Origin of the sequence: Sphingomonas sp. TZW2008 (assembly GCF_002117915.1) — a bacterium.
Classification (GTDB): Bacteria; Pseudomonadota; Alphaproteobacteria; order Sphingomonadales; family Sphingomonadaceae; genus Sphingomonas.
Genome location: NZ_BDJB01000003.1, coordinates 572,675 through 585,369, shown reverse-complemented (window position 1 = coordinate 585,369; position 12,695 = coordinate 572,675). Strand labels below are relative to the sequence as shown.

At 68.6% G+C, this 12,695-nt stretch carries 13 protein-coding genes; 9 read left to right on the top strand and 4 right to left on the bottom strand.

The window, feature by feature from the left end; genetic code table 11:
* Positions 1–843, bottom strand: a complete 843-nt coding sequence (locus B7L05_RS04450) for an enoyl-CoA hydratase-related protein (protein WP_085808979.1) — start codon at positions 841–843, stop codon at positions 1–3.
* 136 nt (positions 844–979) lie between these two features.
* Here B7L05_RS04450 and B7L05_RS04445 point away from each other — a divergent pair, with 136 nt between their 5' ends.
* Both B7L05_RS04445 and B7L05_RS04440 read left to right on the top strand, forming a co-directional pair.
* Positions 980–1,651, top strand: a complete 672-nt coding sequence (locus B7L05_RS04445; protein ID WP_085808978.1) for a glutathione S-transferase family protein — start codon at positions 980–982, stop codon at positions 1,649–1,651.
* Between the two features lie 3 nt (positions 1,652–1,654).
* Complete coding sequence (locus tag B7L05_RS04440; protein WP_085808977.1) at positions 1,655–2,026, top strand: tRNA-binding protein; 372 nt, start codon at positions 1,655–1,657, stop codon at positions 2,024–2,026.
* 89 nt (positions 2,027–2,115) lie between these two features.
* Here B7L05_RS04440 and B7L05_RS04435 read toward each other — a convergent pair whose 3' ends face one another.
* From B7L05_RS04435 to B7L05_RS04425, 3 genes are all read right to left on the bottom strand, one after another.
* Entirely contained in the window at positions 2,116–2,526 is a 411-nt protein-coding gene (locus B7L05_RS04435) for a thioesterase family protein (protein WP_085808976.1), read from the bottom strand.
* 180 nt (positions 2,527–2,706) lie between these two features.
* On the bottom strand, positions 2,707–3,456 hold the full coding sequence (locus B7L05_RS04430; RefSeq protein WP_179187114.1) for a Crp/Fnr family transcriptional regulator: 750 nt from the start codon (positions 3,454–3,456) through the stop codon (positions 2,707–2,709).
* 253 nt (positions 3,457–3,709) lie between these two features.
* On the bottom strand, positions 3,710–4,942 hold the full coding sequence (locus B7L05_RS04425) for an acyl-CoA dehydrogenase family protein (RefSeq protein ID WP_085808974.1): 1,233 nt from the start codon (positions 4,940–4,942) through the stop codon (positions 3,710–3,712).
* A 91-nt stretch (positions 4,943–5,033) separates the two neighbouring features.
* Here B7L05_RS04425 and lpdA point away from each other — a divergent pair, with 91 nt between their 5' ends.
* The 7 genes from lpdA (at position 5,034) to B7L05_RS04390 (ending at position 12,601) form a co-directional block, all read left to right on the top strand.
* On the top strand, positions 5,034–6,428 hold the full coding sequence (gene lpdA / locus B7L05_RS04420; protein WP_085808973.1) for a dihydrolipoyl dehydrogenase: 1,395 nt from the start codon (positions 5,034–5,036) through the stop codon (positions 6,426–6,428).
* A gap of 296 nt (positions 6,429–6,724) precedes the next feature.
* Complete coding sequence (locus B7L05_RS04415) at positions 6,725–7,228, top strand: hypothetical protein (RefSeq protein WP_085808972.1); 504 nt, start codon at positions 6,725–6,727, stop codon at positions 7,226–7,228.
* On the top strand, positions 7,225–8,520 hold the full coding sequence (locus B7L05_RS04410) for a DNA-packaging protein (RefSeq protein WP_256926599.1): 1,296 nt from the start codon (positions 7,225–7,227) through the stop codon (positions 8,518–8,520). Before B7L05_RS04415 ends, B7L05_RS04410 begins: the two co-directional genes overlap by 4 nt.
* 78 nt (positions 8,521–8,598) lie before the next feature.
* The gene (locus tag B7L05_RS04405) at positions 8,599–9,564 is read left to right on the top strand and encodes a phage portal protein (RefSeq protein WP_085808971.1); all 966 of its coding nucleotides are present in this window, start codon (positions 8,599–8,601) and stop codon (positions 9,562–9,564) included.
* Complete coding sequence (locus B7L05_RS04400; RefSeq protein WP_085808970.1) at positions 9,561–9,968, top strand: hypothetical protein; 408 nt, start codon at positions 9,561–9,563, stop codon at positions 9,966–9,968. Before B7L05_RS04405 ends, B7L05_RS04400 begins: the two co-directional genes overlap by 4 nt.
* Positions 9,969–9,972: 4 nt before the next feature.
* Entirely contained in the window at positions 9,973–12,108 is a 2,136-nt protein-coding gene (locus B7L05_RS04395; RefSeq protein WP_085808969.1) for a phage tail protein, read from the top strand.
* Positions 12,101–12,601 carry a DUF2793 domain-containing protein gene (locus tag B7L05_RS04390; protein WP_085808968.1) on the top strand — a complete coding sequence of 167 codons (501 nt, stop codon included), beginning with the start codon at positions 12,101–12,103 and terminating at the stop codon, positions 12,599–12,601. The genes B7L05_RS04395 and B7L05_RS04390 overlap by 8 nt, the downstream gene beginning before the upstream one ends.
* Positions 12,602–12,695 lie beyond the last annotated feature (94 nt).

Here is a 12,695-nt window from a genome sequence, read left to right as displayed (position 1 = left end):
TCAGCCCCACCATGGGTAGCCCGGCGGCATGTCTGACGCGATCCGGCCGGGAAAGGCAGGCGCGCGTTTCTCGAGAAAGGCGGCGACCCCTTCGCGGACGTCGGGGCCCGCGCCGAGCGCCATCGCGAAGCCGCCATCGACCTTGAGTGCTGCGGCGGGCGATGCTTCGCCGGCGAAGCGCCACAGCATCTGGCGGGTGAGCGCGACCGAAACGGGGGCGGTGTTCTCGGCGATCTCGCGTGCGATCGCGTGCGCGCGGGCAAGCAGAGCGTCGGGCGCGACCACCTCGCTGACCAAGCCACCTTTTAATGCTTCGGCCGCATCGAAGACGTTGCCCGAGAGGCACCAGCGCAGCGCCTGCGGCAGGCCGACGACCTGCGGCAGGAACCAGGCGCTGCCGGCTTCGGGCACCAGCCCGCGGCGCGCGAAGACGAAGCCGAAGCGCGCCGTGTCGGCGGCGATGCGGATGTCGCACGGCAGCGTCAGCGTCGCGCCGACGCCGACCGCGGCCCCGTTGATCGCGGCGATCGTCGGCTTGGTGCTGTCGAACAAAGCGCCGACGAAGCCGCCGCCTTCCTCACGCGGGCGATCGCTGGCGGCGAAGTTCGGCCCGTTGCCGCCGAAGCTGTCGGCGCCACCCGAAATGTCCGCGCCGGCACAGAAGCCCCGACCCTCACCGGTGAGGACGATCGCGCGGATCGCGTCGTCGGTGCCCGCCGCGCGGATCGCGGCGGCAAGCTCAATTCCCATCACCGCGGTATAGGCGTTGAGCTTCTCGGGCCGCGCCAGTGTGATGGTGGCGACAGGGCCGTCGGTCTCGTAGCGGATCTGTTCGTAGGTCATCGGCTCTCCTGCGGCGGATCGCTGCCCGCCTGTTCGATCAGCGACATAGCGCGATTTCGCCCCCGAGCGCCACGCCGAGCCGGGCGGTCGCCAAAGCGGCTTTCGCGACGGCGCCGGCGCGCCTAACGATGACGCCATGTGGCAGCTCTATCACTTCCCGCTATGCCCGTTCACCCGCAAGGTGCGCATCCTGCTGGGCGAGAAGGACGTCGGCTACGAGTTGATCCGCGAGGTGCCGTGGGCGCGGCGCGACGAGTTCGTCGACCTCAATCCGGCGGGGCAGACGCCAGTGATGGTCGATGCCGAGCGCGGCACGACGCTGATCGATTCGATGGCGATCTGCGAGTATTTCGAGGAGACGGTCGATCGTAACGCGATGATCAACGGATCGGCGGCGAATCGCGCCGAGATCCGCCGGCTCGTCACCTGGTTCGATACGCAATTCTACCGCGATGTGAGCGGCCCGCTGCTCGAGGAGCGGATGGTGAAGCGGCTGATCCACCGCCAGTCGCCCAATGCCGCGCGGCTGCGCGAGGCGATGAAATCGGCGATCGGTCACCTCGATTACATCGATTTCCTGCTCGACCATCGCAAATGGATGGCGGGCGCGACGATCAGCCTCGCCGATCTCGCCGCGGCGGCGCATATCTCGGTGGCAGACTATCTCGGCGGGATCGACTGGACCGGGCACGGCCATGCCAAGGCGTGGTATTCGGCGTTCAAAAGCAGGCGCAGCTTCCGCCCGCTGCTCGGCGAGCGGATGAGCGGGATCGAGCCGCCGGCTTATTACGAGAACCCGGATTTCTGAGCGATGCATGTCAACCATGATGCCGGCGCGACGGCTGCTGAGACGATCGGCTTCGACGATTTCCTGAAGGTTGATATCCGCGTCGGGACGATCGTATCCGCCGAGCCCTTTCCCGAAGCGCGCAAGCCGGCGTTGAAGCTGCTGATCGATTTCGGCTCGGCGATCGGGCGCAAGAAATCGTCGGCGCAGATCACCGAGAATCATGCGGCCGAGGATCTCGTCGGGCGGCAGGTGATGGCGGTGGTGAACTTTCCGCCGCGGCAGATCGGCCCGGTGATGAGCGAGGTGCTGACGCTCGGCTTTCCCGATGCGGCGGGGAAGGTGGTATTGGCGGCACCGCTGCTGAAGGTGCCGGATGGGGGGCGGTTGTTCTAGCGCTTTGTGAATGACGGGTTTGGGAGGGCAGCGGACGTTAGCGTCGAACAATTTCGGCCAGCGATCGCCAAGCCATCAACGCGTTTCGCTCAGTCCGCAGCCAGCGGCGGGAAGAAGCGCGCCACGATATCACCCGCTAAGCGCGCAGGCCGCAGCGTCTGGGCATCGACACAGCACCAACTCGAGCGCACTTCGGCGAGCACGTCCTCGCCTCGCTTGATGATCGTTTCATAGAACGCCCGCGCGCCTTGCACCTTCTCAAGAAGCACGGTGGCGATCACCTCGTCACCGATGAAGGAAGGGCGTCGATACGTGATCTCATGCTTTAGGGCGACCCAAAGATGCTGGGCAACGGCGTCCGGGGGTGCCAGCGACCGCCAATGGTCGATGACAGCCTCCTGAACCCACTTCAGGTAGCTTGCGTTATTCACGTGCCCCATGAAGTCGATGTCTGAGGGCTCAACCGGGACGGGGTAGCTGTGAGGCGTCGATTTGGTCACGCCCTAAAAGTAGCACAAAACGGGGAGGGAAACCACGAGCAACTCGCCGATGGCCGCGTTCCCGATCAACCGACCCTGGGTCGTAAGCGGGTGCTAGCAGCAGTCCGCTTTCGAAGGCATCAGCTACGGTCGCAGCCGATGAAAACGAGAAAAAGGTGGTCTGCTGCGGCAAATTCCGGGCTATGCGGCCAGACGCGCCTGGTCTTGCTCATGAAGGTAGCTGCTTCTGAAGTCGCCAGCGAGCTGCAGTCCCAGCCAGTCGACGATCCGGACCTCGCCGCGACCTAACTTCACCAATTCGTCGCGACGGAGGCTCTGGATAATGCGATTGGTGTGAACCGAGGTGAGCCCCGATGCGTCGCCGATCTGTTCCTGCGTGAGCGGCCAAACGTACTTCGATCCGCTGCCCAAGCCTGCTGCCTCTGAACGGACCGCCATCTCGCAGATCATATGGGCAACGCGTTGGCGGGCGTTGCGACGTCCGACGTTCAGAAGCCACTCGCGGGCCACCGAACCGTCGATCAGATTATCTCGCCACACTGCGCGGGCGAGGACAGGATGCGCTTCAAACGCGGCGAGGAGCGCGGCCTGCGGGATGTAGGCCAACCGGGCGCGGGTCAGCGCCTGAATGTTGTGGTCGGCTTCTCCAAGGAGCTGGTCGTGAGCGCACACGAGGTCACCGTGGAGATGAACTGACAGAATTTGGCGCCCGCCGTCTCCGGTTATCTTGTTTCGGTATATGAAGCCCTCAACGATCGCCATGCAATGGCCGGGCTTGTCACCCTCGCGCACGATGAAGCGGCCACGATCCACTTCTGCGATGTAATGGGGCAGCCTTTCCAGCGCCTCGATCTCTACGGCGCCGAGCTTCACGCGCCTGTCCAGTTTGCGGATCAATGGCGCAAGTGCATGCTCCGCCGAACGTGTCATCGCTCTTCTCGATGTGCTTGGGGCGAGGGAAGCCAGCCCTCCGCCGCTAGCGCCCTTCATGCAGGCCAGCGATAATTTCTAAACCGGTGGAACTAATCTGTGTTCCCGTAAAGCTACTAGATAAGGATCAAGGTATCTGTTTGCAAAAAGTCGGGAATGGGCGAAAGCTGACGTTCCTGATAGCCAACGCTTGAGATCGTTCGGCAGACGTCACGGAACGCCAGACTCGTTCTCCTGCCGCGAAGGGTGCGCGCTACAGACCCAGCACCTGTTTGGCGATGATGTTGCGCTGGATCTCGTTCGAGCCGGCGTAGATCGGGCCGGCGCGCTCGTTCATGTAGCGCAGGGGCGCAAGCGCGTGCCAGGTTTCGCCCGAGACGTAGCCGTCGGCGGGCGGCGTGTGGCGCGGGACGGGGCCGCCGGGCATCGTCGCGTGCGGCTGGTAGACGAGGCCGCGGTCGCCGGCCGCCTCCATCGTCAGTTCGGTGAGCGTGCCGGCGAGTTCGGTGCCCATGATCTTCATCATTGACGACAGCGCGCCGACGCTGCCGTCGCCATCGGCGGCGGAAAGCAGGCGAAGCTCCATGATCTCGAGCACGTCGGCGCGAATGCGCGCGCGGGCGAGCTTGGTGGCGAAGACGGGATCGTCGAGCAGCGGCTCGCCGTCACTGCCGGTCGTCTCGGCGGCGTGGCGCGCGATGGCGTCGGCGCGTGCCTTGAGCGCCGGGGCATAGGCGTTGCCGCCACGTTCGAACTCTAGGAGATATTTGGCGACGCTCCAGCCGCGGTCGATCTCGCCCATCACGTTGGCCTTGGGCACGCGGACATCGGTGAAGAAGACCGCGTTCTGGATCTGCTCGCCCGACGACATGGTGAAGGGGCGGACCTCGACGCCGGGCGTCGTCATGTCGATGAGGAGGAAGGTGATGCCCTGCTGCGGGCGGCCTTCTTTGGAGGTGCGCACCAGCGCGAAGATCCAGTTCGCCTCGTTGGCGTGGGTGGTCCACACCTTCTGGCCATTGACGATGAGATCGTCGCCGTCCTCGACCGCGCTGGTCTGCAGCGAGGCCAGGTCGCTGCCGGAGCCGGGTTCGGAATAGCCCTGGCAGAAGAAGATCTCGCCCGAGAGGATGCGCGGGAGGAAGAAGCGCTGCTGCTCCACCGTGCCATATTTCATGATGACGTACGCCACCATCGAGATGCCCATCGGCGACAGACCGGGCGCGCCGGCGGCGATGCGCTCACGATTCCAGATGTAATGCTGCGCGACGGTCCAGTCGGTGCCGCCGTGCTCGGGCGCCCAGTGCGGCGCGGCCCAGCCCTTGGCGACGAGGATCTCCTGCCATTTCATGCTGGCGTGGTGATCGGCGTAGACGCTGGTCGAGAGCTGGCCGGCGCGCTTCAGATCGGGCGTAAGGCTGGTGGCGAGGAAATCGCGGACCTCGGTTTCGAACGCTTGCTCCTCGGGGCTCCAGTTCAGGTCCATCGCCGCTCTCCTCATGCCTCGCGGGGTTGCACCCCCGTCACGAGGGTCTATGTCGCAGCCGGTTCCCCATATCCAGAGGCGAGTGCACCCGATGGCTGACGAATTCGACTATGACGTTCTCGTGATCGGTGCCGGTCCGGGCGGCTATGTCGCGGCGATCCGGGCGGCGCAGCTGGGGCTGAAGACGGCGTGCGCGGAGAGCCGCGAGACGCTGGGCGGGACGTGCCTCAATGTCGGCTGCATCCCGTCGAAAGCGATGCTGCATGCGAGCGAATATTTCGACGCGGCGGCCAACGGCGCGATGGCGAAGATGGGGATCAAGGTGACCCCGGAGCTCGATCTCGACGCGATGCACGGCCAGCGCCGCGAGGCGGTGAAGGGGCTGACCGGGGGCATCGAATATCTGTTCAAGAAAAACAAGGTGACGTGGCTGAAGGGGAAGGCCGCGTTCGAGAGTGCGAACACCGTGACGGTCGGCGGCGAAACGGTGCGCGCCAAGAACATCGTCATCGCGACGGGTTCGAGCGTGACGCCGCTGCCCGGCGTGACGATCGACCAGCAGGTGGTGGTCGATTCGACCGGTGCGCTCGAGCTCGCCAAGGTGCCCGAGCATATGGTGGTGATTGGCGGCGGCGTGATCGGGCTCGAGCTCGGCTCGGTCTGGCGGCGGCTGGGCGCCAAGGTGACGTGCGTCGAGTTCCTCGACCAGATCCTGCCAGGCTTCGATGGTGACATCCGCAAGGAAGCCAACAAGATCTTCAAGAAGCAGGGGATCGAATTCAAGCTGTCGACCAAGGTGACGAATGTTGCGGTGAACGGCGACAAGGCGACGCTGACGGTCGAGCCGGCGGCGGGCGGCGAAGCGACGACGATCGAGGCGGACTGCGTGTTGGTATCGATCGGGCGGCGGCCCAACACCGACGGGCTGGGGCTGGAGAAGATCGGCCTTGCGCCGAACAACCGCGGGCAGATCGAGACCGACCACGATTTCCGCACCACCGTCGCCGGCGTGTGGGCGATCGGTGACGTCATCCCCGGACCGATGCTGGCGCACAAGGCCGAGGACGAGGGCATCGCGGTGGCCGAGAACATCGCCGGGCAGCACGGCATCGTGAACCACGATATCATCCCGTCGGTCGTCTATACCTGGCCGGAGATCGCGGGCGTCGGGCTGACCGAGGAGGCGGCGAAGGAGAAGGGCGAGGTCAAGGTCGGCAAGTTCCCGATGCTGGGCAACAGCCGCGCGAAGACCAATCACGAGCCCGACGGCTTCGTGAAGATCATTGCCGATGCCAAGACCGACCGCGTCGTCGGCGTGTGGGCGATCGCGGTGCCGGCGGGGACGATGATCGCGCAGGCGGCGCAGGCGATGGAGTTCGGCGCGACGAGCGAGGACATCGCTTATACCTGCCACGCGCACCCGACGCATTCGGAAGCGATCAAGGAAGCGGCGATGGCGGTGCGGGGCAAGCCGATCCACGTCTGATCGCGCACATCATTAATCGGACGGCGAGCTGGCTCGCCCTGCCTTCGATCACGGAGGCAGGGGGGCCGGCTCTGTCGTTTGGCGAGCCGCGGGAGCGTATCGCCGCTCCTGTCAAAAGCGTGCGGCGCGACGCAGCATAAAGCGCTTGACAGCGCGACGCTGTTTGAGTACAAAACACGAACATAGAGAAATCGTAGCTGCGGTGGCGGGCTGGTGAGCGCGGGGGTGACCCTGCTGCTCCCGGCCCGCTTTGCGTTGGGGCGGCGGCAACGATCGATCGGCAGGGGAGGGGCGCGATGCGGAAGGCGGCGGCGGGGGCCGAGGTGGGTGTGTTCGCGCGTACGGGCACGCGGCAGGCGAAGTTCGCGGCGATCCTGGCGGAGACGTGCAACGTATCCGCGGCGGCCAGGGCGGCGGGGGTCGCGGCATCGACCTGCTACCGCTGGCGCGCACAGGATGCCGGCTTCGCCGCGTCGTGGGATGCGGCGCTGGGGATCGGCTACGATCGGCTGGAGGCGGCGCTGCTCGACTACGCGCTTGAGCGGATCGGCCATGGCGTGGGCGATCCCGCCGCGATCAGCCCCGACGAGGTGAAGGGCAGCATCGCCGCCGCGGTGGCGCAGCGCTGCGTGAGCCATGCCGATCTGCAGTTCGCGGTGGGGATGCTGACGCGGCATCGTGCGGCGGGCGAGGGGCGCAAGGCCGCAGCGAAGGGCAAGGGGGCGGTGACGCGCGCCGAGGCCGATGCAGCGCTGCGCCGCGCGCTCGACGGGTTGGCGCGGCGGGTGAAGCCGGCGTGACGCCGTTGCAGGAGCTCGCGCTGCTGCCGCCCGCTGGACGCGACACGATCATCGACGCGCTGCCCCCCGGCACGGCGGCCGAGCTGCTGACGCGATGGGACGAATATGCGCACCGCGGCCAGCATTGGAGCGATGCGGCGTGGCGCATCTGGCTGATCCGCGCCGGGCGCGGCTTCGGCAAGACGCGCGCGGGATCGGAATGGGTCAACCACGTCGCGCGCACGGTGTCGGGCGCGCGGATCGCGCTGGTCGGCGCCACCGCCGACGAGGCACGGCGCGTGATGGTGGAGGGGCCGAGCGGTGTGCTGGCGACGGCGCGGCTCGACGCGCGGCCGGACTGGACCGCGACGAAGGGCGAGGTGCGCTGGCCCGGCGGGGCGGTGGCGACGGTCTATTCGGCGGATGCGCCCGAGGGGTTGCGCGGGCCGGAGCATCACGCGGCGTGGTGCGACGAGCTGGCGAAGTGGCGCCGCGGCGATGCGGCGTGGGACAATCTGATGATGACGATGCGGCTCGGCGCGCAGCCGCAGGTGGTGGTGACGACGACCCCGCGGCCGACCGCGCTGATGCGGCGCGTGATGGCGCTGCCGGGCCTCGTCACCTCGACCGGACGGACCGGCGACAACGTTCACCTGCCGGAGAGCTTCGTCGCTTCGATGACCGACAGCTACGGCGGGACGGCGACCGGGCGGCAGGAACTGGACGGCGAGTTGATCGAAGACGTCGCGGGAGCTTTGTGGACGCGCGCGACGATCGAGCGGAGCCGCGTGGCAGCGCTGCCGGCGGTGCGGCGGGTGGTGATCGGCGTCGATCCGCCGGCCGGGATCGGCGGCGACGCGTGCGGGATCGTCGCGGTGGCGCTGGGCGAGGACATGCACGGCTACGTGATCGACGACGCGAGCGTGACCAGCTTGACCCCCGAGGGCTGGGCGCGCGCGGTGGCGGCATGCGCCGCACGTCATGGCGCCGATCGCGTGGTGGCGGAGGCGAACCAGGGCGGGGCGATGGTGCGGTCGGTACTCGTCGCGGCCGATGCCGCGTTGCCGGTGACGCTGGTGCATGCCAGCCGCGGCAAGGCGGCGCGCGCCGAGCCGGTGGCGGCGCTGTACGAGCGCGGACGGGTGCGACACGTCGGCGTCTTCGCGGCGCTCGAGGACGAATTGTGCGGGCTGGTCGCGGGCGGCGGCTACGAGGGGCCGGGGCGATCACCGGATCGCGCCGATGCGCTGGTCTGGGCATTGACCGACCTGATGCTGGCGCGGCGCACGGAGGCGGGCGTGCGCGTGGTCTGACGCCGATCGCCGACACCCGGCGAGGGTGTTGGCCAGACGCGTGAAGGCGGGCGGCGCGACGGATTTCGGGAGAGAGACATGAAATGGTTCGGCTGGAAGGCCGGGCGCGAAGGATCGCGTCCGGCGTTGGCGGGCGGGGGCGGCGTGCACGCGCATGGCGCGTGGCCGCAGGGGTACGAGCCGCAGGTGCGCGCGGGCTATCTGGGCAATGCGGTGGCGCAGCGCGCGGTGCGGCTGGTGGCGGAGGCGGTGGGATCGGCACCGATCGACGCGAGCGATCCCAGGCTGGCGGCGCTTGTCGGCGCCGGTCCGGGCGGGCGGCGGCTGGGCGAGGTGGTCGCGGCGCAGCTGCTGCTGCACGGCAATGCCTTCATCCAGTTGCTGCGCGACGAGACCGGCGCCGTCGCCGAGCTCTATCCGCTGCGCCCCGAACGGGTCAGCATCGTGCCCGACGCGGGCGGGTGGCCGGCCGGATACCGCTACGTCGTGACCGGACGGGTAACCGTGTCTGCGGTCGACTGGCACGTCCAGGATGCGCCGACGTGGATCAGCAGCGGCACGATCGGCACCGTCGAGATCGGCGAGGCGGCGTTCACCGCCGAATTGCTGGGGATGGCGGCGGCGCTCGACCGGCCGGTGAGCGAGGCGACGAGCGCTGGATGCCGTGCGAGCCTTGGTGACGCGCGCTGCCGCGTGCCGATGGCGGGGCGCCGGCGGTACGCGTGCGTCGTATCGGTCGAGGGGCGCACCGTAACGGTCGATCGTGACGAGCCGTCGCCCGATGCCTATGGCGGCGGATCGCTGCGCTGGCTGGGCGGAGCCGGCTGCGGGCTGGAGGATGGCATCGCGCAGTCGAGCGGCCGCACGCTGGCGCTGCGCCTGCCGCCGCACGTCGCGGCCACCGCCGGTACACTGATCGAGCTGCGCGAAGGCTGCGACAAGACGATCGCGACGTGCGCGGCGCGGTTCGCCAATGCGGCGAACTTTCGCGGCGAGCCGTATCTGCCGGGGATCGACCTGCTGACGCGGTACCCCGGCGCATGACGCCGGGCGAGCGCGCCGCAGCGGCGGCGTGCAGGGCGGTCGGCGCGCGCTTTCGATTGCACGGGCGCGATCCGGCGACCGGGCTCGACTGCGTCGGTGTCGCGCTGCTGGCCCTGCGGGCGGGGGGCCATGCCGGGCCGTCGCCCGAGGGATATCCGCTGCGGACGGGCGACGTGGCGCGCTATGCCGCATGCTGGGACGGGTTGGCGGCGGCGGACGGCGCCGTGCCGGGCGACGTGATCGTGATGCGGACGGCGGCGGGACAGGTGCATCTGGCGGTGCGCACCGCGGCGGGGTTCGTCCACGCCGACATTGCCCTGCGCCGCGTGGTGGAGCGTCCGGGCGCGCCGCCGTGGCCGGTGATCGCGGCGTGGCGGCTGCGCGGGGACGGGTTGGGAGGCTGAGGCGATGGCGACTCTGGTACTGACGACCGTTGGCGGGATCGTCGGCGGCCCGATCGGCGCGGCGCTGGGCGGCGCGATCGGACAGTCGCTCGATCGAACGCTGCTGTTCAAGCCGAAGGGACGAGAGGGGCCGCGGCTGACCGAACTCGCGGTGCAGACGTCGAGCTACGGCCGGCCGATCCCACAGCTGTTTGGACGGCTGCGTGTTGCGGGACAGGTGATCTGGTCGACCGACCTCTTCGAGCATCGCACGCGGCAGGGTGGCGGGAAAGGGCGGCCGAGCACGACGACGTACAGCTATTCCGCGTCCTTCGCCGTTGCCCTCGCGTCGCGGCCGATCGCGGGGGTCGGGCGGATCTGGGCCGACGGCAACCTGCTGCGCGGCGCGGCAGGGGACTGGAAGGTGCCGGTGACCTTTCGCCTTCATAAGGGCGGGGAGGATCAGCCGGCCGATCCGCTGATTGCGAGTGCCGAAGGGATTGGCGCGACGCCGGCGCATCGCGGCGTCGCCTATGCCGTGTTCGAGGATTTGCCGCTGGAGAGTTTCGGTAATCGCATCCCGTCGCTGACGTTCGAAGTCGTCGCCGATCCTTCCGCGCCGACGATCGGCGCAATTGCGCGGGCGATCGGCGGCGATACGATCGTGGGGACCGGACCGGCGATGCCGGTGGACGGCTTCTCCGCCTACGGCGACGACGCGCGCGGCGTAGCCGAACTGCTGGCCAACGTGGCGGGCGGCTGGTTCGTACCACGTGCGGAGGGTGTGGAAATGCGCGCGTCGGGGGTGGCGGATCACGTGATCGCCGCCGAGGGCGGGCAGCGGCGGATCGTACCGATCGGGCGCGTGCCCCGAACGGTATCGGTGGCGCATTACGACCCGGCGCGCGACTGGCAGACCGGCGTGCAGCATGCCGTGCGATCCGGCGCCGGGGGCGCAACGTCGAGCGTCGAGGCGCCGCTCGCGCTCGATGCCGGAGCTGCGCGGGTGGTGGCGGAGAGAATGCTGGCGCGGGCGCTGACGACACGGACGGTGCGCGACGTCCGCACCGACCTATCGGCGTTGCACCTCGGCCCGGGCTGGATCGTGACGATCGCGGGTGAGAGCGGAACGTGGCGGATCGTTTCCGCCACGCTCGAGCGACACGAGGTGGCGCTGTCGCTCGTCCCGCTCGAACCCGAACCGATCGCGATAGCGGCGAGCGGCGGCCGGATCGTTCGCGCGGCCGACGATCCCGCGGGGACAACGATCCTCCACGCGTTCGAGACGATCGGCGTCGGCGATGGAGCGACCGCATCGCAGCCGAGCGTCACGATCGTCGCGGGCGGCAGCGCGGCGGGGTGGCGGCGGGCGGCCATCGAGTACAGCCGCGATACGGGTGCGACGTGGATCGCGGCGGGCACCGCGTTCGGCGGGGCGGCGATGGGATCGCTGCTGACACCGCTGCGCGCGGGCTCCTCGCTGCTGGTCGATCGTGCGACGGCGATCGACATCGTCCTGACGCACGATGGCATGACGCTGCTGAATGCCGACGTGACCTCGCTCGACCTGGGCGCGAACCTCGCGCTGGTCGGCGACGAGCTGCTGCAGTTCGGTACGGCCGAGCAGATCGACGCGCGGACGTGGCGCCTGCGCGAGCTGTGGCGCGGGCGCGGCGGCACGCGTGCCGCCGGTGCGGCGGGGGGTGCGCGCTTCGTCATGATCGACGGCGAGGGGCTGCTGCGGGTTACGCTCGATGCGGCGCCCGGAACGCAGCTACGATTCGCGGCGCGCGGCGTGGGCGACACAGTTGCCGTCGAGCGCGATCTGGTGATCACCGGCGCGGCGATGCTGCCGCTGCCGCCGGTCCACCTGATGGCGGCGCGACGTGGCGATGGAACCGTGCGGCTGACGTGGCGCCGCCGCAGCCGAAGCGACTGGCGCTGGCGTGACGGCGTCGACGCGGCGCTCGGCGAAGAACGCGAGGCTTATCGCATCACCATCGGCGACAGCGGCGCGCCCATCGAGGCGACGGTCTCGTGGTGTGACCTGCCAAGCGGCGTCTTCGCGAGCGGCGCCATTCCAGTGCACGTCAGCCAGATCGGAACGTACGGCGCGTCCGCCGCGGCGACGATCATCGTCCAGGGAGAACCACATGAGTGAAGATCGTACCCCCAGGTTCGGCCTGCCGCTGCTCCACGCGGGGCAGGCGCAGAAGGAACTCGATCACAACGAGGCGATCACGCTGCTGGAGGTCTTGGCACAGCCCGTCGTTCGCGGGATCGGTGTGGATGTTCCCCCCAGCGAGTCGGCGCCGGGCGATTGCTGGGTTACCGGTACAAACCCAGTCGGCGACTGGTCCGGCCATCCGGAGGCGCTTGCCGTCCGGACGGCGGGTGGATGGCGCTTCGCCGCTGCCTGCGACGGCATGTCGGTGCGTGCACCCGATGGGATCAGCGCGGTCCGGATCGACGGCGTGTGGCGCACCGGCGAGGTGCGCGCCGACGCGTTCTTCGTCGGAAATCATCAGGTTGTCGGCTCGCAAGCGGCGGCGATCGAGGATCCGTCAGGTGGTGCATCCGTTGATCATGAAGCGCGCACGGCGCTCTTGGCGATCCTTGCTGCCCTGCGCGGCCATGGTCTTGTAGCGCTCTAACAGTGTGTCAGATCGGCAACAGTTCCGGCTTTTGTCAACTTGCGTGGAAACCTCCCTTTCGATAGTGGGTTTGCACTGTCCGTAGTGACACTTT

Bases quoted from the DNA above. Each gene is read 5' to 3' on its own strand.
- B7L05_RS04445 (WP_085808978.1), top strand. From the start codon at position 980: ATGTGGCAGCTCTATCACTTCCCGCTATGCCCGTTCACCCGCAAGGTG.
- B7L05_RS04400 (WP_085808970.1), top strand. From the start codon at position 9,561: ATGACGCCGGGCGAGCGCGCCGCAGCGGCGGCGTGCAGGGCGGTCGGC.
- lpdA (WP_085808973.1), top strand. From the start codon at position 5,034: ATGGCTGACGAATTCGACTATGACGTTCTCGTGATCGGTGCCGGTCCG.
- B7L05_RS04430 (WP_179187114.1), bottom strand. From the start codon at position 3,456: ATGACACGTTCGGCGGAGCATGCACTTGCGCCATTGATCCGCAAACTG.
- B7L05_RS04395 (WP_085808969.1), top strand. From the start codon at position 9,973: ATGGCGACTCTGGTACTGACGACCGTTGGCGGGATCGTCGGCGGCCCG.
- B7L05_RS04415 (WP_085808972.1), top strand. From the start codon at position 6,725: ATGCGGAAGGCGGCGGCGGGGGCCGAGGTGGGTGTGTTCGCGCGTACG.
- B7L05_RS04450 (WP_085808979.1), bottom strand. From the start codon at position 843: ATGACCTACGAACAGATCCGCTACGAGACCGACGGCCCTGTCGCCACC.
- B7L05_RS04405 (WP_085808971.1), top strand. From the start codon at position 8,599: ATGAAATGGTTCGGCTGGAAGGCCGGGCGCGAAGGATCGCGTCCGGCG.
- B7L05_RS04390 (WP_085808968.1), top strand. From the start codon at position 12,101: ATGAGTGAAGATCGTACCCCCAGGTTCGGCCTGCCGCTGCTCCACGCG.
- B7L05_RS04440 (WP_085808977.1), top strand. From the start codon at position 1,655: ATGCATGTCAACCATGATGCCGGCGCGACGGCTGCTGAGACGATCGGC.
- B7L05_RS04425 (WP_085808974.1), bottom strand. From the start codon at position 4,942: ATGGACCTGAACTGGAGCCCCGAGGAGCAAGCGTTCGAAACCGAGGTC.